The organism is Bacillus sp. REN16 (genome assembly GCF_020731355.1).
In the GTDB taxonomy this organism is placed as follows: Bacteria; Bacillota; Bacilli; order Bacillales; family Bacillaceae_L; genus Ferdinandcohnia.
In genome coordinates this window covers 113,040-138,230 of sequence record NZ_JAJFZK010000007.1, presented here as the reverse complement: position 1 = coordinate 138,230, position 25,191 = coordinate 113,040, and the positions used below count along the sequence as shown (strand labels likewise).

The 25,191-nt window shown below is 38.6% G+C and carries 21 protein-coding genes and 1 other annotated feature; of the genes, 20 read left to right on the top strand and 1 reads right to left on the bottom strand.

Annotated features, from left to right (window positions below; translation table 11 throughout):
- Positions 1-6: 6 nt before the first annotated feature.
- The 19 genes from LKW28_RS11400 to pyrE all read left to right on the top strand — a co-directional run bounded on the left by LKW28_RS11400 (position 7) and on the right by pyrE (position 20,455).
- Positions 7-684 (top strand): YggS family pyridoxal phosphate-dependent enzyme, encoded by a 678-nt coding sequence (locus LKW28_RS11400; RefSeq protein WP_229140489.1) that lies wholly within the window; start codon positions 7-9, stop codon positions 682-684.
- A gap of 13 nt (positions 685-697) precedes the next feature.
- On the top strand, positions 698-1,132 hold the full coding sequence (locus LKW28_RS11395) for a cell division protein SepF (RefSeq protein ID WP_229140488.1): 435 nt from the start codon (positions 698-700) through the stop codon (positions 1,130-1,132).
- A gap of 6 nt (positions 1,133-1,138) precedes the next feature.
- The gene (locus LKW28_RS11390; RefSeq protein WP_229140487.1) at positions 1,139-1,399 is read left to right on the top strand and encodes a YggT family protein; all 261 of its coding nucleotides are present in this window, start codon (positions 1,139-1,141) and stop codon (positions 1,397-1,399) included.
- 57 nt (positions 1,400-1,456) lie between these two features.
- The gene (locus LKW28_RS11385; RefSeq protein WP_229140486.1) at positions 1,457-2,230 is read left to right on the top strand and encodes an RNA-binding protein; all 774 of its coding nucleotides are present in this window, start codon (positions 1,457-1,459) and stop codon (positions 2,228-2,230) included.
- 100 nt (positions 2,231-2,330) lie between these two features.
- Positions 2,331-2,831, top strand: coding sequence for a DivIVA domain-containing protein (locus LKW28_RS11380; RefSeq protein ID WP_229140485.1), 501 nt, complete (start codon positions 2,331-2,333; stop codon positions 2,829-2,831).
- Between the two features lie 67 nt (positions 2,832-2,898).
- Positions 2,899-3,162, top strand: a binding site (T-box leader).
- A 234-nt stretch (positions 3,163-3,396) separates the two neighbouring features.
- Complete coding sequence (gene ileS, locus LKW28_RS11375) at positions 3,397-6,165, top strand: isoleucine--tRNA ligase (protein WP_229140484.1); 2,769 nt, start codon at positions 3,397-3,399, stop codon at positions 6,163-6,165.
- A 269-nt stretch (positions 6,166-6,434) separates the two neighbouring features.
- Entirely contained in the window at positions 6,435-6,809 is a 375-nt protein-coding gene (locus tag LKW28_RS11370; RefSeq protein ID WP_229140483.1) for a TraR/DksA family transcriptional regulator, read from the top strand.
- 114 nt (positions 6,810-6,923) lie between these two features.
- On the top strand, positions 6,924-7,391 hold the full coding sequence (lspA, locus tag LKW28_RS11365; protein ID WP_229140482.1) for a signal peptidase II: 468 nt from the start codon (positions 6,924-6,926) through the stop codon (positions 7,389-7,391).
- The gene (locus LKW28_RS11360) at positions 7,388-8,296 is read left to right on the top strand and encodes an RluA family pseudouridine synthase (protein ID WP_229140481.1); all 909 of its coding nucleotides are present in this window, start codon (positions 7,388-7,390) and stop codon (positions 8,294-8,296) included. Before lspA ends, LKW28_RS11360 begins: the two co-directional genes overlap by 4 nt.
- A gap of 221 nt (positions 8,297-8,517) precedes the next feature.
- Positions 8,518-9,066: a bifunctional pyr operon transcriptional regulator/uracil phosphoribosyltransferase PyrR gene (gene pyrR / locus LKW28_RS11355; RefSeq protein WP_229140480.1), complete on the top strand. Its 549-nt coding sequence runs from the start codon at positions 8,518-8,520 to the stop codon at positions 9,064-9,066.
- Positions 9,067-9,337: 271 nt separating this feature from the next.
- A complete protein-coding gene (locus tag LKW28_RS11350; RefSeq protein WP_229140479.1) occupies positions 9,338-10,654 on the top strand; it encodes a solute carrier family 23 protein in 1,317 nt (438 codons plus the stop codon).
- A 292-nt stretch (positions 10,655-10,946) separates the two neighbouring features.
- A complete protein-coding gene (locus tag LKW28_RS11345; protein WP_229140478.1) occupies positions 10,947-11,849 on the top strand; it encodes an aspartate carbamoyltransferase catalytic subunit in 903 nt (300 codons plus the stop codon).
- A complete protein-coding gene (locus tag LKW28_RS11340; protein WP_229140477.1) occupies positions 11,846-13,132 on the top strand; it encodes a dihydroorotase in 1,287 nt (428 codons plus the stop codon). Before LKW28_RS11345 ends, LKW28_RS11340 begins: the two co-directional genes overlap by 4 nt.
- Positions 13,129-14,229 carry a carbamoyl phosphate synthase small subunit gene (locus LKW28_RS11335; RefSeq protein ID WP_229140476.1) on the top strand — a complete coding sequence of 367 codons (1,101 nt, stop codon included), beginning with the start codon at positions 13,129-13,131 and terminating at the stop codon, positions 14,227-14,229. The genes LKW28_RS11340 and LKW28_RS11335 overlap by 4 nt, the downstream gene beginning before the upstream one ends.
- On the top strand, positions 14,214-17,426 hold the full coding sequence (gene carB / locus LKW28_RS11330; protein ID WP_229140475.1) for a carbamoyl-phosphate synthase large subunit: 3,213 nt from the start codon (positions 14,214-14,216) through the stop codon (positions 17,424-17,426). The genes LKW28_RS11335 and carB overlap by 16 nt, the downstream gene beginning before the upstream one ends.
- A complete protein-coding gene (locus LKW28_RS11325) occupies positions 17,423-18,202 on the top strand; it encodes a dihydroorotate dehydrogenase electron transfer subunit (RefSeq protein WP_229140474.1) in 780 nt (259 codons plus the stop codon). The genes carB and LKW28_RS11325 overlap by 4 nt, the downstream gene beginning before the upstream one ends.
- Complete coding sequence (locus tag LKW28_RS11320) at positions 18,199-19,110, top strand: dihydroorotate dehydrogenase (RefSeq protein WP_229140473.1); 912 nt, start codon at positions 18,199-18,201, stop codon at positions 19,108-19,110. Before LKW28_RS11325 ends, LKW28_RS11320 begins: the two co-directional genes overlap by 4 nt.
- On the top strand, positions 19,110-19,826 hold the full coding sequence (pyrF, locus tag LKW28_RS11315; RefSeq protein ID WP_229140472.1) for an orotidine-5'-phosphate decarboxylase: 717 nt from the start codon (positions 19,110-19,112) through the stop codon (positions 19,824-19,826). The genes LKW28_RS11320 and pyrF overlap by 1 nt, the downstream gene beginning before the upstream one ends.
- Positions 19,823-20,455: an orotate phosphoribosyltransferase gene (gene pyrE / locus LKW28_RS11310; protein WP_229140471.1), complete on the top strand. Its 633-nt coding sequence runs from the start codon at positions 19,823-19,825 to the stop codon at positions 20,453-20,455. Before pyrF ends, pyrE begins: the two co-directional genes overlap by 4 nt.
- A gap of 28 nt (positions 20,456-20,483) precedes the next feature.
- On the opposite strand, the gene LKW28_RS11305 is transcribed toward pyrE, so the two are convergent.
- Complete coding sequence (locus tag LKW28_RS11305; protein ID WP_229140470.1) at positions 20,484-22,196, bottom strand: Rqc2 family fibronectin-binding protein; 1,713 nt, start codon at positions 22,194-22,196, stop codon at positions 20,484-20,486.
- Between the two features lie 164 nt (positions 22,197-22,360).
- On the opposite strand from LKW28_RS11305, the gene LKW28_RS11300 reads away from it, so the two are divergent.
- Positions 22,361-25,051, top strand: coding sequence for a calcium-translocating P-type ATPase, SERCA-type (locus LKW28_RS11300; RefSeq protein ID WP_229140469.1), 2,691 nt, complete (start codon positions 22,361-22,363; stop codon positions 25,049-25,051).
- Positions 25,052-25,191: the final 140 nt, after the last annotated feature.

Sequence of the window (25,191 nt, the reverse complement as noted above, 5' to 3'; positions counted from 1 at the left end):
TTTCAAATGGGTATTCAAGAAAATCTTTTAAACATACAAGAAAACATTGAACAGGCATGTAAGCGATCCAATCGTTCTGCTGATGATGTCTCAATTATTGCGGTTACGAAATATGTTAGTGTTGAAACTGCTAAAGAAGCGATTGAAGCAGGGATCCACCATATTGGGGAAAATCGTGACGCTGGTTTGTTAAAGAAACAAGAGGAAATCGGGGACGCTCCGAATTGGCATTTTATCGGATCGCTTCAAACAAGAAAGGTAAAAAACATTGTTGATAAAGTGGATTATATTCATTCACTTGATCGCATTTCGTTAGCGGAGGAAATACAAAGCCGTGCAAACGGAAAAATAAAATGTTTTATACAAGTTAATGTATCTGGAGAAGAGTCCAAACATGGCATGACACCCGAACATCTTGAGCCTTTCATAATAGAATTGGAAAAACTCCCTAATATAGAGGTTGTCGGATTAATGACTATGGCTCCATTAACTGATGATAAAATCATCATTCGTGAATGCTTCCAAAGACTTCGAAGACTAAGAGATGATGTACAAGCATTTGGTCTCCCATATGCACCTTGTACAGAGCTGTCTATGGGCATGTCCAATGATTACGAAATCGCAATAGAAGAAGGAGCTACCTTCATTCGAATAGGTACTGCATTAGTTGGTAAGGAATTTTAAAGGGGTGAAAACCATGAGCATAAAGTCAAAATTTAAAAGTTTTTTTGCACTAGAAGATGAATATGATTATGATGAGGAAGAATATTTTGAAGAGGAGTTAGAGCCTACAAAGCCTACAAGAACTGCTCCAAAGCAAAATGTGGTAAGCTTGCAAAGTGTTCAAAAATCATCAAAAGTTATTTTATTCGAACCACGTGTGTATGCAGAGGCTCAGGAGATTGCAGATCATTTAAAAAATAGACGAGCAGTTGTTGTCAATCTGCAAAGAGTTCAACATGATCAAGCTAAGCGAATTGTTGACTTTTTAAGTGGAACTGTATATGCAATCGGTGGAGATATCCAACGTATTGGCTCAAATATATTCTTATGTACTCCGGACAATATTGATGTTTCAGGAAATATCTCTGAGATTGTTTCCAACGAAGAATACGCAGAAAAGGGGTGGTAGTCCAGTATGGGTATTATTTTTGGGATTTTAAGTCAATTGATCGTGCTTTATTCGTATGCACTCATCATCTATATATTAATGTCATGGTTTCCAAATGCGCGTGAATCAGGAATTGGTCAATTTTTAGCAAGAATCTGTGAACCATATCTAGAGCCTTTCCGCAGGTTTATTCCGCCACTAGGGATGATTGATATTTCTCCAATTGTCGCAATCCTGGTACTAAATTTTGCTAGCAGAGGAATTCATGCATTGCAATCAATGTTTTAAGAAAAGGACCTTCCATAATAGGTCCCTTTCTTTATTTCAACCTGAGGTAATATACATATGAATTTATATCAACATTTTCGAAAAGAAGAACATGCGTTTATTGATCAAGTTTTGGAATGGAAGCAGACTGTAGAAAACCAGTATAGTCCAAAGCTAACCGATTTTCTTGATCCGCGTGAACAAGAGATAGTAAAACAAGTAATTGGCGCAAATGGAGAAATCCTTGTTTCCTTTTTTGGTGGGAAAGAAGGGCTTGAACGTAAGCGTGCATTACTTTATCCTACCTATTTTGAATCAAATGAAGCTGACTATGAACTATCATTTTTTGAATTGAAATACCCAGTTAAGTTTGTTACGGTTGACCATCGCAAAGTACTTGGTTCATTAATGTCACTTGGTCTAAAACGTTCTAAATTTGGCGACATTTTAACTATTGATGAGAGGATTCAAATCGTGGTTGCAAAAGAGATTGCAGATTACGTCCGTATGAATCTGACTTCTGTTGGAAGAGCAAGTATTTCATTGTCGGAAATTACCACTTCGGATTTACTTGAGGTAAATGAAGAATGGACAGAGCAAACAGTCACTGTCTCTTCATTAAGATTAGATGTGGTACTGTCATCGATTTTGAATGTATCCAGACAAAAAGTCCAAGTGTTAATTGAGAATGGGCTAGTAAAAGTGAATTGGAAAAAAATCGAGCAAACTTCGTTTGAGTGTAAGGAAACCGATGTCCTTTCTGTTCGTGGGTACGGAAGAAGTAAGCTTCATTCGATTGAAGGAAAAACGAAAAAGGAAAAATGGAGAGTTATTGTAGGAAGACAAAAATAATTGAAAAGAATGCAGGAATTTCTTCTTTTTTGTCGAATTGTAAAGTATCATACAGGTATTATTTGAATTTTATTTTTATTAATTTTTGGAGGTGGCATACGTGCCTTTAACGCCATTAGATATTCATAATAAGGAATTTAATAAAGGGTTTCGCGGCTATGATGAGGATGAAGTAAATGAATTTCTTGATCAAGTCATTAAAGATTATGAAATGGTTATTCGTGAGAAAAAAGAACTTGAATCAAAGCTTACAGAGCTAAATGAAAAATTAGGACATTTTACAAATATTGAAGAAACATTAAATAAATCAATATTAATCGCCCAGGAAACAGCCGAAGATGTGAAACGCAACGCTTCAAAAGAAGCAAAGCTGATCGTCAAAGAGGCGGAGAAAAATGCAGATCGTATTATAAATGAGTCATTAGCGAAATCTAGAAAGATATCTATAGAAATTGAAGAATTGAAGAAACAATCTAAAGTATTTAGAAATAGATTTAAAATGTTGATTGAAGCACAGCTAGACATGCTTAATAATGATGATTGGGATCATCTCATGGAATACAATGTTGAGCCAGTTTTTGCTGAATCAGAAGATAACTAATTTCTATACTTGACTCTTTTGTATAATACGCATATAATTTTAAAACAACTAATTAAACTTAAATAAACAACCAGCTGTGAAGGGGACAGTAGTTCTTATAGACTTATCTATGTTTGAAAGCGAGTCAGGGATGGTGAAAGCCTGATATAAGTATTAAGAATGAAAATCACCCCGGAGTTCGATGCTGAACACATAAAAATGGTCTATGATGCTTCTTTTGATCATTTTAAGTAAGCATTTCGCGAATCATTCACGTTACGAATGTCGAGTGGACGAATGATGATTCTTCGTCTATAAGGGTGGTACCGCGAGAGGCCTTCTCGTCCCTTTTTGGGATGAGAAGGTCTCTTTTTATTTTGATTAAAGGTATCCGAAAATTACCATACTGTAACAAGCTGCAAATATTTTAAATGAGTGAATTCAAATCTAGCTCCAGCGCCTAGCCCCTCGAGGTCATAAGCCAATCCGTCAAGAAGGATAAAATACATCCTTCTAGCCAGATTTTCTTATGCTTGTCGTGGCTGATCAAGGCGCTTGCGCTTTATAATTTTAGGAGGAAATGGTAATGGAATACAAAGACACGTTATTAATGCCAAAAACGGAATTTCCAATGAGAGGAAATCTTCCGAATCGTGAACCACAAATGCAAGAGCAATGGGAAAATATGAACATTTATCAAAAGGTTCAAGACCGTACAAAAGGGCGTCCATTATTTGTTCTGCATGATGGACCTCCATATGCAAATGGTGATATTCATATGGGGCATGCTTTAAATAAAATCATCAAGGACATGATCGTTCGATTTAAATCAATGAACGGCTATTGTGCACCATATGTGCCAGGATGGGATACACACGGATTGCCAATCGAAACAGCTCTTACAAAAAATAAGAAGGTCAATCGTAAGGCAATGAGTGTTGCAGAATTCCGTAAGCTATGTGAAGAATACGCATATGAGCAAATTAATAATCAAAGAGAACAGTTTAAACGACTTGGTGTTCGTGGAGACTGGGAGAATCCATATATTACATTAAAACCTGAATATGAGGCACAGCAAATCAAAGTATTTGGAGAGATGGCTAAAAAAGGCTATATCTACAAAGGGCTGAAACCTGTTTATTGGTCTCCGTCAAGTGAGTCTGCTCTTGCCGAGGCTGAAATTGAATATCAAGATAAGCGTTCGCCGTCTATCTATGTAGCATTCCCTGTCAAGGATGGTAAAGATGTGTTGGAGGGTGACGAAAAAATCATCATTTGGACAACAACTCCATGGACAATTCCTGCTAACCTTGGTATTAGTGTACACCCAGACTTAGAATACAGTGTGGTGAGTGTTAACAATCAGAAATATGTTGTTGCTTCAGCATTACTGGAGGCAGTAACAAAAGAAATTGGCTGGGAAGATGTTACAGTAGTGAAAACATTTAAAGGCCGTGAATTAGAAAATGTCGTTGCAGCACACCCAATCTATGGACGTGACTCTCTCGTAATGCTTGGCGAGCATGTTACAACAGATGCAGGTACTGGTTGCGTTCATACTGCACCAGGACATGGGGAAGACGACTTTATCGTGGGTCAAAAATACGGAATCGGTGTTCTTTGTCCTGTTGATGAAAAAGGATATATGACTTCTGAAGCAGAAGGCTTTGAAGGTTTATTCTATGATGAGGCTAATAAGCCAATTACTGAAAAGTTAAATGAAGTTGGGGCATTATTAAAGCTTTCCTTTATCACTCACTCCTATCCACATGACTGGCGTACAAAGAAACCAACCATCTTTAGAGCAACAGCTCAATGGTTTGCGTCAATCAAGGATTTTAGAAATGAGCTAATGGAAGCTGTTAAAGAAACAAAATGGGTTCCTGCATGGGGAGAAACACGACTATTTAATATGGTTCGTGACAGAGGAGATTGGTGTATTTCTCGTCAACGTGCGTGGGGTGTTCCAATCCCAGTGTTTTATGGTGAAAACGGTGAACCAATAATCACGGACGAAACAATTAACCATGTATCAGAATTGTTTAGAGAATTTGGTTCAAATGTTTGGTTTGAACGTGAAGCAAAAGATTTATTACCAGATAGATTCACACATGAATCAAGTCCAAATGGCAGTTTCACAAAAGAAACAGATATTATGGATGTATGGTTTGATTCTGGATCATCCCATCAAGCGGTTCTTTTAGAAAGAGATGAGTTACAACGTCCAGCAGATCTTTATTTGGAAGGTTCAGACCAATATCGAGGCTGGTTTAATTCATCATTATCTACTGCAGTGGCGGTAACAGGAAAAGCACCATATAAAGGTGTATTAAGCCACGGTTTTGCCCTGGATGGTGAAGGTCGTAAAATGAGTAAATCACTTGGAAATGTCGTTGTTCCTGAGAAGGTAATGAAACAACTAGGAGCAGACATCTTACGTCTTTGGGTAGCTTCAGTCGATTATCAATCAGATGTTCGTGTATCTGACGCTATTTTAAAACAAGTTGCTGAGGTTTATCGTAAAATCAGAAATACGTTCCGATTCTTACTTGGTAACTTAAGTGATTTCAATCCGGAAACAGATGCACTTCCAGTAAATGAATTGCGTGAAGTGGACCGTTATATCCTTGTTAAATTAAATAAACTAATTGATAAGGTTAAAACATCCTATGAAAATTATGAATTTGCAGGTGTTTATCACTCTGTTCATAATTTCTGTACAATTGAGTTAAGCTCATTCTATCTTGACTTTGCTAAGGATATCTTATATATCGAGCCAGCTAATCAGCATGATCGACGTTCAATTCAAACTGTTTTATATGAGGCATTATTAAGTTTAACTAAGCTGGTAACACCAATTCTTCCACATACAGCAGACGAAGTATGGTCTCATATCGATTCTGTTAAAGAAGAAAGTGTTCAATTGGTTGATATGCCTAATTCAGTAGAAATTCCAAATGCGGATCAATTAGAAGCAAAATGGGATGCATTCATGGAGCTGCGCGACGATGTTCTTAAAGCGCTGGAAACAGCAAGAAATGAGAAAGTTATTGGAAAATCGTTAGCTGCCAGCATTACATTGTATCCAAACAATGAAACAAAAGCCCTTTTAGATTCTGTTGAAGAAAACTTGAAGCAATTGTTCATTGTATCAGGCTTTGCAATTGGTGGCCAATATGAGGATGCACCTGAGAATGCACAGGCTTTTGATCAAGTTAAAATCGTTGTCGGTGTTGCAGAAGGTGAAACCTGTGATCGCTGTTGGGTTGTTACACCAACTGTTGGGGAAGACAAGGATCACCCTACACTTTGCACACGTTGTGCATCAGTAGTAAAGGAAAATTACGAAAACTAAACTAGGAAAAATGCCATGAATCTTAAGGTTCATGGCATTTTTTTGCAACTGAATGATGTTTTGAAATATTACATTAATATAACTGTAAACGAACAACTTAGCTTGCCAACCGTCAATTTTTCGTGAGAAATACGTATTATGTAATTAGAAACATCCGACAGGAAAAAGTTGTTGGCTTTAACACAAACCTTTCTAGGCAACACTATTCTTACTCACCATTCAAAATGTTCTTATGCATTTAATCAAAAGCATGATAAGGAGGCGTTCTGATGAACGATCAGTATGCAGAGATTAAAGCGGAGTTAGAATTAACAAGGAAGGAACTATTCTCAAGGTTAATGCAGTCAACACAATATGAGGTAAGTCAAGAATTCCTTTTTCAAAATCAGCAATCCGAAAAAGAAAAAATTGTTATCAATCATATTAAGGAAGACTTAAATGATGTTGAAAGAGCATTAAATAAAATGAATTCCGGAATGTTTGGTATATGTGAAGAAACAGGTGCCGAAATTCCTATTGAGAAATTAAGGATCCTTCCAACAGCTCGAACAATTTTTGAATTTTCCTTCACTGATCTATATGACAGAGGCAATTGTCTTTCCCCTAAACGTGAAAACCATCTGTATTTAGTTGAGCAGAAGTAAAGGTCCGCTTTTACTTCTGCTTGCTTCATCTTCATCCCTTAAATACATTGTACACCCGTCCAAACATATGCTAAAATGCAGAAAGGTAAAGTTAGTTAATATGGGGGCGTTTACGTGTATTATTATTTAATAGCTTTGTTTGTGGTTTTATTAGACCAAGTGACAAAATGGATTATTGTCCGTTATATGGAGCTTGGCGATTCATTTGAAATCATTCCTAACTTTTTGTACATAACCTCGCATCGTAATCGTGGTGCAGCATGGGGGATTTTACAGGGGCAAATGTGGTTTTTCTATATTATCACCATAATTGTGGTTGTTATGCTAGTTCTGTATATTCGACGTCTTAAACCAAATCAACGCTTCTTTGGCATTGCGCTTTCATTAATGCTTGGAGGTGCAATTGGTAATTTTATCGACCGTATCATTCGTAAGGAAGTTGTCGACTTTATAGATACATACATTTTCACATATAATTTCCCAATTTTTAATATTGCCGATTCTGCCCTAGTTATTGGCGTAGGTTTAATCTTGATCTTAACGCTTTTTGAAGGGAAATTGGAAAAAGGAGAAAGCAAATGAATCAATTCGAATTAAAACCTGAAGAAGATCAACAAAATGACCGAATTGATAAAGTTGTTTCCGCCTTTAATTCAGAATGGTCCAGAACTCAGGTTCAATCTTGGATTAAGGATGGAAACATCACGGTTAATGGAAATAAAACTAAACCCAATTATAAAGTAAATCTGGGAGACAACATTCGAATAGACATCCCAGAGCCGGAACCGCTTGATGCAGTTCCTGAGGAAATGAATTTAGATATTTATTATGAAGATGCTGACGTTTTAGTTGTTAATAAACCGAAGGGAATGGTTGTGCATCCTGCGCCAGGCCATGTCAGTGGGACCCTTGTAAATGGTCTTATGGCCCATTGCAAGGATTTATCAGGAATTAATGGAATTCTTCGCCCAGGGATTGTCCATCGAATTGATAAAGATACTTCTGGTCTATTAATGGTCGCAAAAAATGATGTTGCGCATGAATCTTTGGTTAATCAATTGGTCGATAAGACGGTAACTCGTAAATATAAAGCAATTGTTCATGGTGTCATACCTCATGACCAAGGTACAATTGATGCACCAATCGGAAGAGATAAAAAAGACCGTCAAAGCATGACAGTTACAGATGAGAACAGTAAAGGAGCAGTCACTCATTTTAATGTAATAGAGCGATTTAAGGATTTTACCTTTATTGAATGTCAGCTTGAAACAGGCAGGACACATCAAATTCGTGTTCATATGAAATATATTGGATATCCGCTAGCTGGGGATCCTAAATACGGTCCTAAGAAAACCTTAGATCTTGGCGGACAAGCATTACATGCTGGACTGTTAGGGTTCGATCACCCCAGAACGAATGAGTATCTTGAATTTGAAGCACCACTTCCAGCATATTTTGAGGAACTTCTAGAAAAACTGCGTCATTAGAATTTTGTCAGATAAAAGGATTGACAAAATTCGATATGGACCGTACAATAAACTTAATTAAATGAGCCCCTTTAAAATCAGTCCCGTGAGGCTGAGAAGGAAACGGAAGTTACATTGGGATAATTCTATCTCTATGTGAAGATTTCTAGGTCCTCTCGCTTACGGTGAGAGGACCTTTTTCGTTATTAAGGGAGTTATCCGAGCAGGTGAGGTGAACATTAATGGCTGAATCCGAGAAAGCTGTGGTACTAGACAATCAGGCAATTAGAAGAGCGTTAACAAGAGTAGCTCATGAAATCATCGAAAAAAATAAAGGTGTCGAGGAATGTGTGATTGTAGGGATTAAAACAAGAGGGATCTACTTGGCCAATCGTATCGCAAATCGAATCGAACAAATAGAAGGCAAAAAGATTGCCATCGGTGAACTGGATATCACTTTATACCGTGATGATTTAACAACAAAAACAGAAGATCGTGAACCAATTGTTAAAGGGTCTGATATTCCAGTTGATATCACAAATAAAAAAGTCATCTTAGTTGATGATGTACTATACACAGGAAGAACAGTCCGAGCTGCGTTAGATGCTCTCATTGATATCGGACGACCCGCACAGATCCAATTAGCCGTTTTAATTGACAGAGGACATCGTGAATTTCCGATTCGAGCTGACTATGTCGGGAAAAATATTCCAACGGCTAACTCTGAACAAATAGTGGTGGAACTAGAAGAAATTGATAAAATCGATCAAGTAACCATTCATAAAAAATAAGACGAAATGCGTAAGCGCCTTGATCAGAAACGAGAAAACTGGAGACTCCGACAAAAGAAGCGTTCTTTGCTTCTGAAGGAGGAGTTGAAGTTTCTTGAGTTTCTAGGCGCTGGAGCTAGACAAATAAATACCCTTTAAATGTAGTCCAGAGAGGCTAACAAAGGGGTAACATTCCTTCTCTTAAGTTAAAGGGATATGTGTACCTCTTTGTGTAAAAAACACAAAGATTTTTTTGTTTTGGGTATGTTAAGACTGAGGAGGAAATAAGGTAATGAAAGATAGCCAAAAAGTTGTTTTAGGCATAAAAGATAAACCGTCAGCAGGTCTCTTTGCAATACTTAGCCTGCAGCATTTGTTTGCAATGTTTGGTGCAACAATACTCGTACCATATCTAGTTGGAATTAGTCCTGGGGTGGCTCTCATCTCCAGCGGGTTAGGTACTCTTGCATTTCTACTAATTACAAAGGGTCAGGTCCCTGCATACTTAGGATCATCCTTTGCATTCATAATCCCGCTTCAGACCGCAATCGCTGCAGACGGTCCAGGTGCTGCAATGATGGCAAGCTTACTTGCCGGTTTAGTATATGGGGTTGTAGCCCTTGTCATCAAAGCAACAGGCCATAAATGGCTTGTACGCATTTTACCGCCTGTTGTAGTTGGCCCGGTCATCATCGTAATCGGATTAAGCCTAGCGGGTACAGCGATAGGAATGGCAATGAATGATGCAAGTGGAGCATATAGCTTACAGCATTTTTCAGTGGCATTAGTAACGTTAGCCATTGTCATTATCGCAACCATCTTCTTTAAAGGTTTTTTAAATCTAATCCCGGTGTTAATCGGAATTATCGGTGGATATGTTTATGCATTGGCCATCGGATTAGTTGATTTTACTCCTGTAAAAGAAGCAAAATTTATAGAAATGCCCGATTTTATTATTCCGTTTGTTTCATACACACCGCATTTTTCAATGGATATGATTGCTTTAATTGTTCCAGTTGCGATTGTGACCCTATCAGAGCATATCGGACATCAAATGGTGTTAAGTAAAGTTATTCACAAGGATTTGATTAAGCAACCTGGATTACATCGCTCTATTATGGGAGATGGTGTTGCAACGATGATTGCTTCACTACTTGGCGGTCCGCCAAATACAACATACGGAGAAAATATAGGTGTCCTTGCTATCACGCGTATCTTTAGTGTATATGTGATCGGTGGAGCGGCTGTAATCGCAATTTTCTTCGGGTTTAGTGGAACAATCAACGCATTAATTAGCTCTGTTCCAACACCAGTTATGGGTGGAGTGTCCATCCTTCTCTTTGGAATTATCGCTTCATCTGGTTTACGGATGTTAGTGGACAGCAAAGTTGACCTTGGTGAAAACAGAAACTTAGTCATTTCATCTGTCATCCTTGTGGTTGGGATTGGTGGAGCCTTCATCAAAGTAATGGGCTTTGAAATTCACGGCATGGCGCTAGCCGCTATCATAGGTGTTTTACTAAACTTAGTTCTTCCAGGTGGAGAAGTGAGTGAGGAAGAAGATATATATGAGACTCATCTTGAAGAAGATGATAACTCTGTTGCATAATGCAACACCTTTTAAAGTAACCCAGAGAGGTTATTAAGGGTGTGGTTTTGCGAAAAAGGAGTATAGCATAGTTATACCCTTTTTTACCAAAACCGTGTTTCTTACACCCTTACCATGTAGGTAAGGGTGTTTTTTTATAGATATATGAATTGGTGTCTAGCTCCAGGTGCCATCGGCTCGAGGTCATAAGCCAATCGCTTCGGAAGGTAAAGAGCACCTTCTGTCAGCGCTCGTCTTATGCTTGTCGCCGATAATCGGGCACCTTGTGCTTTTCTAAATAGGAGGAGAGAAAATGAATCATTTACTTACGATGACTGAGTTAAGTATTGAGGACATTGACCGTATTCTTTTTGATGCAGAGCTATTTGTACAAGGGAGCAAATGGAAGCTTGAAAAACAAACCTTTGTAGCAAATCTTTTCTTTGAACCAAGTACTCGCACACGTTTTAGCTTTGAGGTTGCAGAAAAAAGATTAGGTGCCGAATGTTTGCATTTTGAAGCAATGACATCAAGTGTTCAAAAAGGTGAAAGTCTATTTGACACTGTAAAGACCCTTCAATCAATCGGTGCAAATGCAGTTGTGATTCGTCATCCTAGGGATGAATATTTCAACGAACTAGAGAAAAGCATCAATATTCCAATCATTAATGCAGGTGATGGATGCGGACATCACCCTACACAATCTCTCCTTGATTTATTAACGATAAAACAAGAGTTTTCTAGATTTCAAGATTTAAATGTGTTAATTGTTGGCGACATCAGGCATAGCCGGGTAGCCAGATCAAATGCGGAAAGTTTAACTAGACTTGGAGCAAAGGTTCATTTTTCAGCGCCGCTAGAGTGGCAGGATCATTCAAACCCATATGGTACTTATGTGGACCTTGATCAAGGGCTAAAAGAAGCAGATGTCGTCATGCTGCTTCGCATTCAGCATGAGCGTCATGAGTCATCTATGGGCTTATCCAAGCAAGAATATCATGAACAATACGGTTTAACGATTAAACGAGGTAAAAATATGAAAAAAGGAAGCATTATTATGCATCCAGCTCCAATTAATCGTGGGGTTGAAATTGCAAGTGAATTAGTCGAAGCTCAGAATTCAAGAATATTTAAGCAAATGGAAAATGGTGTATTTGTAAGAATGGCCGTACTTAAAAGAGTTTTACAACAGGTAGAAGGAGGAATTTTAATATGAGCACATTACTAAAAAACGCAAAAATTCTAAATGAACATGGCGAGCTAACAGCAGCCGATATCAAAATTACCGACGGCTTAATCGAAGCCATTGGTGCTGGTCTAGATCAAACCAATTGTGAGGTTATTGATGTAGAAGGTATGTTTGTATCTGCTGGATTTGTTGATGTCCATGTCCACCTTCGAGAGCCTGGAGGAGAACATAAAGAAACAATCGAAACGGGCAGCCTTGCCGCTGCAAAGGGTGGTTTTACAACAATTGCAGCAATGCCAAATACAAGACCAGTTCCAGATACAGTAGAGCAAATGAATTGGCTGCAACAAAGAATCAAGGATACAGCTCACGTCAATGTCCTTCCATATGGCTCGATCACCATTCGTGAGCTTGGCGAGGATCTAACCGACATGAAAGGATTAAAGGAAGCAGGGGCGTTCGCATTCACGGATGACGGTGTGGGAATTCAAACGGCTAGTATGATGCTCCAAGCAATGAAACAAGCGGCAGCAATTGAAATGCCAATCGTTGCCCATTGTGAAGAGAATACTCTCATCAATAAAGGTGCTGTACACGAGGGTGAATTCTCGAAAAAAAATGGGTTGAATGGCATACCTTCGGTTTGTGAATCTGTACATATTGCAAGGGATGTGTTATTAGCTGAGGCTGCTGGTTGTCATTATCATGTATGCCACGTAAGTACAAAGGAATCTGTTCGTGTAATCAGGGATGCAAAGCGAGCTGGTATTCATGTAACAGCTGAGGTTACCCCACATCATTTATTACTATGTGATGCAGATATTCCAAGCCTAGACACAAATTATAAAATGAACCCTCCATTACGTGGGAAAGAGGATTTGGAAGCTCTTGTTGAAGGATTGCTGGATGGAACAATTGATTTTATCGCAACTGATCACGCTCCACATTCAAGTGAAGAAAAAGCACAAGGAATGGCTCTAGCACCGTTTGGTATCGTTGGGTTAGAAACAGCATTCCCACTACTTTATACACATTTTGTAGAGACAAATGTGATCACGTTAAAGCAATTAGTAGACTTTTTAACTAGCAAACCAGCAAATACATTTAAGTTGCCATTTGGAAGCTTAGAAACTGGGAAGATTGCGGATTTAACGGTCATTGATTTAGATGCAAAAGAGACAATTAATCCTGAAAATTTCATATCAAAAGGAAAAAACACACCATTTGCAGGTTGGGAATGTAAAGGGTGGCCAGTCATGACATTCGTAAATGGCAGCATTGTTTGGCAGAAAGGAAGTGTTCTAGCATGAAGCGTCAGCTTATTTTAGAAGATGGAACTGTATTTATCGGAGAAGGTTTCGGAAGTGATATTGAAAACACAGGTGAAGTTATTTTTAATACAAGTATGACGGGATATCAAGAAATCATATCAGATCCATCGAACTGTGGCCATATTGTCACCCTAACTTATCCACTCATTGGGAACTACGGGATTAACAGAGATGATTTTGAATCCATTACCCCTAAAATTAGTGGACTGATCGTAAATGAGGTTTGTGACCATCCATCCAATTTTAGAAGCCAATTAAGTCTTGATGACTATTTCAAAGCTAAGAATATTCCAGGTCTTTCAGGAATTGATACAAGAAAGCTAACAAGAATGATTCGTCAATATGGGACATTAAAAGGAACGATTTGTGGGCTGAATGTCAGTGTACATGATGTTGTTAAACAACTTAACGACATGACACTTCCAACGGACCTGGTAAAACAAGTATCTACATCGAGCGCGTATCCAAGTCCTGGAAGAGGAAATCGGATTGTGTTAGTTGATTTCGGAATGAAGCATAGTATCTTACATGAATTAAATAAGCGCGACTGTGATGTCATTGTTGTTCCATACAATACAAAAGCGGAAGAAATTTTATCTTTAAGCCCAGATGGCATTGTGTTAAGTAACGGGCCTGGTGATCCAAAGGACGTTCCAGAAGCGATTGAGATGATTAAAGGGGTTTTAGGTAAAGTCCCACTCTTCGGAGTATGCCTTGGACATCAATTATTTGCCTTAGCAAATGGGGCAGAAACTGAAAAAATGAAATTTGGTCATAGAGGAGCAAATCATCCTGTTAAGGACCTTACAACAGGTAAAATTGCGATTACTTCACAAAACCACGGCTATACAGTGAATAAAAAATCTCTAGAGAAAGCAAAGCTTGAAGTAACACATATTGCACTAAATGATGACACAGTTGAGGGATTGCGACATCTGGAATATCCGGCATTTACAGTTCAATTTCATCCAGAGGCATCTTCTGGTCCTGACGATACAAAGAGTATATTTAACGACTTTTTACAGATGATTGAAAACTTCAAGAAAGAAGGCGAAGAGCTATGCCAAAACGCTTAGACATTAACAGTATATTAGTAATTGGATCTGGTCCAATTGTAATTGGGCAGGCGGCTGAATTTGATTATGCAGGAACTCAAGCATGCCTTTCGTTAAAAGAAGAAGGATACCGAGTGATTCTCGTTAACTCAAATCCTGCGACCATTATGACAGATGTAGAAATAGCAGATAAAGTATATATTGAGCCAATAACATTAGAATTTGTTAGTAAAATCATTCGCAAGGAAAGACCGGATGCTATCCTTCCAACCCTTGGTGGACAGACTGGTTTAAATATGGCTGTCGAGCTTTCAAATTCAGGTATTCTTGAAGAATGTGGGGTTGAGATTCTTGGAACTACTCTTTCTGCGATTGAAAAAGCAGAGGACCGTGATTTATTCCGTACTTTAATGAATGAACTGAATGAGCCTGTGCCAGATAGTGATATTGTCCATAATTTAGATGAAGCATACCGTTTTGTTGAAAGAATAGGCTACCCTGTTATTGTACGTCCAGCTTTCACGCTTGGAGGTACAGGTGGTGGAATTTGTAACAACGAAGAAGAATTAATTGAAATCGTAACAAGTGGTTTAAAAAATAGCCCAGTTACTCAATGCTTATTAGAAAAAAGCATTGCGGGATTCAAGGAAATTGAATTTGAAGTAATGCGAGACTCAGCAGATAATGCAATTGTTGTATGTAGTATGGAAAATGTGGACCCAGTTGGAATCCATACAGGTGACTCTATTGTAGTGGCTCCATGCCAAACCTTAACTGATCGGGAATATCAATTATTAAGACATACATCATTAAAAATTATACGTGCGCTTGGAATTGAAGGTGGCTGTAATGTTCAGCTAGCACTAGATCCATATAGCTTTAATTACTATATTATCGAGGTTAACCCACGTGTAAGCCGTTCCTCAGCGTTAGCTTCAAAAGCAACTGGTTACCCAATTGCAAAGCTGGCAGCGAAGATTGCAGTTGGTTTAACTTTAGATGAAATGAAAAATCCAGTAACAGGTACGACATACGCAGCGTTTGAACCTGCGATTGATTATGTAGTAACAAAAATCCCACGCTTTCCATTTGATAAATTCGAGTCTGCTAACCGCCGTCTTGGAACTCAAATGAAAGCAACTGGCGAGGTTATGGCGATAGGACGTAATTTTGAGGAATCGATTTTAAAAGCAGTTCGTTCACTTGAGGCAAATGTATCGCATATTGACCTTGAAGATGCAGCAAATGCTGATCTTGCAACAATTGAAAAAAGAATTCGAAAGGCAGGAGATGAACGTCTATTCTATCTTGCAGAAGCAATTAGACGAGGGATTACCATCCAGCAAATTCATGAATGGTGTGAAATTGATTTATTCTTCCTCCAAAAGTTTGAAAATATTATTAAGCTTGAAAACACATTAGGTAAAAATATTGGCGATTTAGAAACATTGCAACTTGCGAAGAAGAAGGGCTTTGCCGATTCCATTATCGCTAAGTTATGGAATACAACAGAAATTGACATCTATGATACTCGCAAACAAGCAGGAATTGTTCCAGTTTATAAAATGGTAGATACATGTGCGGCTGAATTTGAATCAGCAACACCTTATTATTACGGAACATTTGCTGATGAAAATGAATCAATTGTAACAGATCGAAAAAGCGTCATCGTTCTTGGATCGGGACCAATCCGAATTGGACAGGGTGTTGAGTTCGATTATGCTACTGTTCATTCTGTATGGGCAATTCAACAAGCGGGCTATGAAGCAATCATTATTAACAACAACCCTGAAACAGTCTCAACAGACTTTAGTATTTCAGATAAGCTTTATTTTGAGCCATTAACGATTGAAGATGTAATGCATATCGTCGATCTTGAAAAACCTGAAGGTGTTGTTGTCCAGTTTGGTGGTCAAACAGCAATCAATCTAGCCAGTGCCCTAGATGAGCGTGGAGTAAAAATACTGGGAACATCCTTAAATGATTTAGACCGCGCTGAAAACAGAGATAAATTTGAACAAACGGTTATTTCACTTGGCATTCCACAACCAAAAGGAAAAACGGCAACCTCGGTTGAGCAAGCTGTGGTGATAGCAGAAGCAATCGGGTACCCGGTGCTTGTCAGACCTTCATATGTATTAGGTGGAAGGGCGATGGAGATTGTTTATCAAACAGAAGAGCTCCTGTATTATATGGAAAATGCGGTGAAAATCAATCCGCAGCATCCGGTACTTATTGACCGTTATTTAACAGGTAAAGAAATTGAGGTAGATGCCATTTCTGATGGAGAAACAGTGTATATTCCAGGAATCATGGAACATATTGAACGCGCCGGAGTTCACTCAGGGGACTCAATTGCTGTATACCCTTCACAGACGTTAACAGAACATGTAAAACAACAAATTATTGATCACACAATCGCACTTGCAAAAGGATTAAACATTATCGGTCTATTAAATATCCAATTTGTTGTTTATAACGAAGAAGTATTCGTAATCGAGGTAAATCCAAGATCCAGCCGGACAGTACCATTTTTAAGTAAAATTACGGGCATACCAATGGCTAATATCGCAACCAAGGTCATACTCGGACAATCTTTACCATCTTTAGGATATACAACAGGGTTACACCCGGAAAGTGAAGGGGTATATGTGAAGGTTCCAGTCTTCTCATTTGCTAAGCTTCGCAATGTGGATATTTCCCTTGGTCCTGAAATGAAATCAACTGGGGAAGTAATGGGTAAAGACTATACGTTAGAAAAGGCTTTATACAAGGGTCTAGTAGCATCAGGAATCACAATTCCAACTTACGGATCCGTGTTATTAACCGTAGCTGATAAAGACAAGGAAGAAGCCCTTGAAATTGCAAAACGATTCCATACGATTGGTTATCAACTCCTAGCAACAAGTGGAACGGCAAGCTTCATACAAAAGGCAAATATACCAGTTACAGTGGTTAATAAAATTGGTTCAGAAGCACCAAATTTAATTGATGTCATCCGTCAAGGAAAAGCACAGTTCGTTATTAACACATTAACAAAAGGAAAGCAGCCTGCAAGAGATGGTTTCAGAATTCGCCGTGAAACCGTAGAAAATGGAATTGCTTGTTTAACTTCACTGGATACAGCAAAAGCAATCGTAAAAGTTTTAGAATCGATGACATTCTCAAGTGAATCAATGGGTTCTCACGTGCAAAAGCGTGAGGTGGTACATTCATGATTAAAAAGGAGCAAATGATGGTTGTAAGCCACACCCAAATTGCTGAGGATATTTTTGAACTTACATTAGCGGGAGCGTTGGTTCAGGGAATGGGCGAGCCGGGTCAATTTGTCCATGTAAAGGTAAGTGATGGGATTGATCCATTATTAAGAAGACCGATTAGTATTGCAAATATAAACAAAGAAAAACAAGAATGCACACTAATTTACCGAAAAGGCGGGCTTGGAACAAGAGTCCTTTCTAAAAAGAACATCGATCAATCAGTCGATGTCCTCGGTCCCCTTGGAAACGGCTTTCCAGTGGATGAAGTTGGAAAAGGGGAAACCGCATTGCTTGTCGGTGGAGGAATTGGCGTTCCCCCCCTTTATGAACTATCCAAGCAATTGGTTGCAAAAGGAGTAAATGTTATCCATGTTCTTGGATTCCAATCAAAATCATCAGTTTTTTATGAAGAAAAGTTTAATAAGCTGGGCAAAACTTATATCTGCACAGTGGATGGATCTGTTGGAACAAAGGGGTTCGTGACAGATGTTATTACCAAGTACGGAATGACATTTGATACTCTTTATTCATGTGGTCCGACACCGATGCTTAAGGTACTAGAAAATAGGTATCCTGACCGAAATGCGTATATTTCTTTAGAAGAAAGAATGGGTTGCGGGATTGGCGCATGCTTTGCATGTGTATGCCATCTTCAAAAAGATCCGGACGGAACTTCCTATAAAAAGGTTTGTAGTGACGGTCCAGTATTCAAGGTTGGAGAGGTGGTACTATGAACAGACTTCAAGTGGAACTACCAGGATTATCACTAAAAAATCCAATCATGCCTGCATCCGGTTGCTTCGGATTCGGAAAAGAGTACTCGAAATTTTATGATTTAAGTGAGCTTGGCGCGATTATGATAAAAGCAACAACAGCCCAGCCAAGATTCGGCAATCCAACTCCCAGAGTAGCAGAAACGAGTGCAGGGATGTTAAATGCGATTGGATTACAAAATCCGGGGCTAAAGAAGGTTATATCAGAAGAGTTACCTTGGCTTGAGCAATTTGATGTACCGATTATCGCCAATGTCGCTGGTTCACAAATTGAGGACTATGTCGAGGTAGCAAGGGAAATTTCAAAAGCATCGAATGTTCATGCGCTTGAATTAAATATTTCATGTCCGAATGTTAAAACAGGTGGAATTGCCTTTGGTACAATTCCTGAGGTTGCGGCTGAGCTTACAAGCTATGTAAAGGAAGTATCTAGTGTTCCGGTTTATGTAAAATTATCACCTAATGTTTCAAACATTGTTGAAATGGCAAAAGCCATTGAAACAGCGGGTGCGGATGGTTTAACCATGATAAATACATTAATTGGAATGCGGATTGATCTTAAAACAGGGAATCCGATTTTAGCGAATAAAACGGGTGGATTATCAGGTCCAGCAATCAAACCTGTTGCAATTCGCATGATTCATGAAGTGAGCCAGGCAGTATCAATTCCAATCATCGGCATGGGAGGCGTTCAAACAGCTGAAGATGTGCTTGAATATATCTACGCTGGGGCTAGTGCTGTTGCAGTTGGTACAGCAAACTTTGTTGACCCATACGTCTGTCCAACAATCATCCGTAAGCTTCCTAGTTTACTAGATAACTATGGATATAAGCATATATCTGAATGTCAGGGAAGGAGCTGGAAGTAATGCACAGACCACTTATTATCGCACTTGATTTTCCAAGTCTAACTGATGCGAAAGGTTTTCTAAAAGACTTTCAAGAGGAACAGCTTTTCGTAAAGGTAGGGATGGAATTATATTTTCAAGAAGGTCCATCTGTCATTCATTTTTTAAAAGAGCAAGGTCATTCCATTTTTCTAGATTTAAAGCTTCATGATATTCCCAATACCGTATATTCCAGCATGAAGCGTCTTGCGGGGCTGGGTGTTGACCTAGTCAATGTGCATGCTGCTGGTGGATCAAAGATGATGGAAGCAGCTAGAGAAGGATTAGAAGCTGGTACAGTCCTGGGACAATCAAGACCTAAGTGCATTGCTGTCACTCAACTTACGAGTACAACTGAAGACGTGATGAGAAATGAATTATTAATAGAACGAAATCTATTAGATGTAGTAGTTGAATATGCAAGATTAACGAAAAAAAGCGGATTAGACGGTGTTGTATGCTCCTCGCTTGAAGTTCCAGTCATTAACAGACAACTAGGAAACGAATTTATGACTGTTACACCAGGAATCCGCCAGGCAAGTGATGAAGTAGGCGATCAAGCCAGAGTGGTTACACCTGAAAAAGCCCGAGAATTAGGATCAACGGCGATTGTGGTTGGTCGTTCCATTACAAGAGCAATCAATCCATTACAAACATATAAACAAATGAAAGCAGCATGGGAAGGGGTACAAGTATGAGTAAGGAAATAGCAGGACAATTATTAGAGATTGGTGCAGTGTTTTTACAACCAAATGACCCATTTACTTGGTCTTCAGGCTTGAAATCTCCTATATATTGCGACAATCGAATGACCCTTTCATTCCCGGATGTTCGCCAAAATATCGCAAAAGGGCTATCTGAAGTGATTCAAACTTATTATCCTGAGGCGGATGTAATAGCTGGAACTGCAACGGCAGGAATTCCTCACGCAGCTTGGGTAAGTGATGTTTTAGACTTACCAATGTGCTATGTTCGAAGTAAAGCAAAAGCACATGGTAAAGGAAATCAAATTGAAGGTAAAATCGTCAAGGGGCAGAAAGTAGTTGTCATTGAAGACCTTATTTCAACAGGTGGCAGTGCAATTACAGCAGCTGAAGCCCTTCGTGAGGCTGGTTGTGAAGTACTAGGCATCGTGGCCATCTTTTCATATCAGCTTCCGGCAGCGGCAGTTCGTTTAAATGCGGCAAATATTACAGCACATACATTAACAGATTATCCAACATTAATCGAAGTTGCTTTAGAAAAAAATATCGTGTCAGAAAGCGATATCGAAAGTCTTCAACGCTGGCGCGATAATCCAGCTGAATGGTTAACTGCAAAGGCTTAATTAAAAGACAAACCCTAGGAATCAGTTCCTAGGGTTTTCTAAGTTTTACAATTAAATCCTCTTCCGGAGTAACATAAATGGTCTGTTGATTGTCATAAATTACATAACCCGGCTTTGAACCATTTGGTTTTTTAACATGACGTACTAATGTGTAATCTACCGGAACAGAGGATGAATTTTTAGCCTTACTAAAATACGCCGCAATTGTTGCAGCTTCAAGGATTGTTTCTTTTGCTGGTTGTTTACTTTTAATAATGACATGTGAACCTGGAATGTCTTTCGTATGAAGCCAAATGTCATCTCTAGCTGCAAGTTTGTTGGTTAAATAATCATTTTGTTTATTATTTTTACCGACAAGAATCTCTGTCCCATCACTTGCTGCATAATGCTCAATGGATGGTTTTGCAGGCTTCATTTTTTTATTCCCTTTTTGTTGCTTGTTTTTGAGATAACCTTCTTCCATCAATTCTTCCCGAATTTCCTGTAAGTCCTTTGGTGCGGCGGATTCGATTTGCTGTAACAAAGAATCAAAATAAGTAATTTCCTCCCTTGCTTTTTCAATCTCATGATTCACATAGGCAATTGCATTTTTTGCCTTTTGGTATTTTGAGAAATAGCTTTGTGCATTTTCAGATGGCGTTTTCTGGGGATTTAATGGGATTTTTACCATCTCATTGTCTTCTGAATAGTAATTTAATACCTCGATTTCCTTATCGCCACGGGTTGCAGCATAAATATTTGCTGTTAAAAGCTCACCAGAAAGCTTGTATTTTTCAGCTTTTTCCGATTCCAACAAGGTTGCTTGCAGCTTTTTAATTTTCTTTTCATTTTTTGTTTTTTCATTGATGATAAACCGCTCCAGATCGTTGCCTTGTTGTTTAACTCGATCCCGTTCTGCTTTACCAAAATAAAAACGATCAAGCAATTCACTAATCGAAGCGAATTCTTTTGCCACGCCGCCAATATGATGTAGGGGAAGGATATAAAAATAATCCTTCTGATCTTTTGTGATGATTTGTGGTGTAATTTGATTTTGTTTTAAATTCTCAATCATTGAAAAAAATGGATCTGGCAGTGTTTTGCGATTGGCTATTCCAGCCCTAAATATTACTTCCTTTGCAAATAGCGGGGAGATACCCGAAAATTTACTCACAATTTGTTGATCGAGCTTGCCGGCATTAAAGTCGATTTTTTTCAAAAATGATTCTTCATCGACTGTAAAAGGGTCAGCCTTTTCTTGTGAAGGTGGTGCAACATATGTATAGCCTGGTAATACTGTTCGATGTCGATTTACAGCTGGTGAAACATGCTTAATGCTATCTAAGATTGTTTGTTTTTCCGTATCAACGAGGATGATATTACTATGTCTGCCCATAATTTCAATGATTAGTTGTTTTAAAGAGACATCTCCTAGCTCATTACGCCCTTTTATATCAAAGACGATAATTCTGTCCATGTCTATTTGTCGGATACTTTCAATAATGCTCCCTTCAAGATGTTTACGGAGCAGCATACAGAACATAGGTGGTTCATGCGGATTGTCATAAAGCTCATTAGTTACATGAATGCGCGCATAACTTGGGTGAGCAGAAAGCAATAGCTTATGATTCCTGCCATTTGATCGAACTTGAAATATTAATTCGTTTTTATATGGTTGATAGATTTTTGAGATTCTTCCATTTCCAAGTGTTAGTTGTAATTCATTCACGATTTGTTTCGTGAATATCCCATCGAAAGTCATATATATGATCCTCTTTTCTATTTCAATAGATGCTAAGCCTTCTATATGTATTCAATCTTATTGTACCAACAAAACGGTAACTTAGAAAAAGTATAGCATTTTTTTGGACGAGACTGAATAAGCTTTCATAGATAAAGATTTAGCGAGGGGTGTGTAAAAGACGGATGAAGTGGTATGAGCTTAGGTCAGAAGAGGTCGAAAAAAAAGTTAATACAAGCCTTTCCAAAGGTCTTACCGACCAAGAAGTAAAACAGCGACAAAAGCAATTTGGATATAATGAATTGAAGGAAGCAGAACGCCCTTCAGCAATTTTGCTTTTTTTAGCTCAGTTTAAGGATTTTATGGTACTTGTGCTACTAGCTGCAACTCTAGTTTCCGGGTTGTTAGGGGAATACATTGATGCCATCGCCATTATGGCAATTGTTTTAATCAATGGGTTTTTAGGTTTTTTCCAGGAACGAAAAGCTGAAAAATCGCTTCAAGCATTAAAGGAGCTTTCAGCACCTCAGGTGAATGTATTCCGAAATAATGAATGGGTTCGAATTCTTTCTAAAGAACTGGTTATTGGGGATATTATTAAATTCACTAGTGGTGACCGGATTGGAGCAGACATACGATTAGTTGATGTGAAAAGCTTAGAAATTGAAGAATCTGCCCTAACTGGGGAATCTGTCCCGGTTACTAAACAAGTTGAACCGATTCGCGATAATGAGGTTTCACTTGGTGATCAAGAAAATATGGCCTTTATGGGTACGATGGTGACACGTGGCAGTGGTGTCGGTATTGTAGTTGGAACTGGCATGAATACAGCAATGGGTCAAATTGCGGAGCTTCTCCAATCAGCTCAAGCGATGATCACGCCATTACAAAGAAGATTAGAGCAATTAGGGAAAATTTTAATAACAGTTGCATTATTATTAACTCTTTTAGTCGTCGTTGTAGGTGTTATAAATGGACATGAACTCTATGAGATGTTCCTGGCGGGAGTTTCATTGGCTGTTGCTGCAATACCTGAAGGGCTTCCTGCAATTGTTACAGTTGCACTATCTTTAGGTGTTCAACGTATGATTAAGAAAAATGCGATTGTTCGCCGCTTACCTGCGGTTGAAACATTAGGCTGTGCATCGGTCATATGCTCAGATAAGACAGGTACAATGACACAAAATAAAATGACGGTTACACATCTTTGGTCTGGTGGCAAAACGTGGTCTGTTTCAGGTACAGGCTATGATGTAACAGGGAAATTTTTTGCTGGAGAAAAAGAAATCAAACCTTCTGACCACAAAACTCTTCAACAATTATTAACCTTTGGCGTTTTATGTAATAATGCTTCATTAAAAAGAAACGGCGAAGACTTTATTGTTGATGGGGACCCGACAGAAGGGGCACTGCTTGTAGCGGGAATTAAGGCAGGTCTTACGAATGAATTTTTAGCGAGGCAATTTGAAATAGTTGATGAATTCCCATTTGATTCTGCAAGAAAAATGATGAGTGTGATTGTCAAGGACAAATCCGGAAATCAATTTGTCGTGACAAAAGGTGCACCAGACGTTTTACTTGGTGTCAGTAAATCTGTCCTTTGGGATCATAAACAGCAGCTTTTATCAGTGGAGTATGAGAATAAAATAAAAAATGCGATAGAAGGATTAGCTTCAGATGCCCTTCGAACGATTGCGGTTGGTTTTAAACCATTAAGACCTAATCAACAATTAGTATCAGAACGTGAGGCAGAAAGCGATTTAACTTTTATTGGTATTCAAGGGATGATTGACCCGCCACGTCCAGAAGTAAAAGCAGCTGTTAAGGAATGTAAGGATGCAGGAATAAAGACAATTATGATAACAGGTGACCATCTTATTACAGCCAAAGCAATCGCTTCTCAGCTCGGAATTCTGCCAGCTGGTGGTAAAGTTCTAGATGGATATGCCCTTTCAAAAATGAATGTCGAAGAACTGGAAGAAATTGTAGATGATGTCTATGTATATGCAAGGGTATCACCCGAACATAAACTAAAAATCGTAAAGGCTCTTCAAAGCAGGGGACATATCGTTGCGATGACGGGTGATGGAGTAAACGATGCGCCAGCTATTAAGGCATCCGATATCGGAATTGCCATGGGAATTACCGGAACAGATGTTGCGAAAGAAGCTTCATCTTTAGTTTTACTAGATGACAATTTCGCTACAATTAAGGCAGCAATTAAAGAAGGACGAAATATCTATGAAAATATTAGAAAATTTATCCGTTATTTATTAGCTTCCAATGTCGGTGAAATTCTTGTCATGCTGTTTGCGATGCTAATGGGTCTTCCTTTGCCACTCGTACCGATCCAAATCCTTTGGGTTAACCTTGTAACAGACGGATTACCTGCAATGGCTCTTGGACTCGACCAACCAGAAGGTAATTTAATGAAACATGGTCCGCGACATCCAAAAGAAGGAGTGTTTGCAAGAGGACTAGGCTGGAAAATTGTCAGTCGTGGATTTTTAATCGGTATTGCGACGCTAGCTGCCTTTATAGTGGTGTATCATCGAGATCCAAATAATCTAGGTTATGCACAAACAATTGCGTTCGCAACACTTGTTATGGCTCAGTTAATTCATGTATTTGATTGTCGAAGCGAACGTTCCATTTTCCACCGGAATCCTTTCCAAAATATGTACTTAGTTTGGGCGGTTATTTCATCCGTTTTATTAATGCTAGTCGTGATATACTATCCGCCACTACAACCAATATTCAAAACTTATGCGATTGCACCAAGAGATTGGCTCCTAGTGATTGGAATGTCCGCAATCCCAACATTCCTGCTTGCAGGCTCGTTACTAACAAGCAAACGTTCGACTGCTCGTGCATAAAATTTAGGAAGACTTGGAATTTAGATATAAAACTGTGTTATAATTCATGAGGTAATGGAGTTTATACTCTATTACCTTTTTTACGTAGTAAGAACTATTCGGTTTTAGAAAACAATGGTAAAATAAGTATAGTTATTACG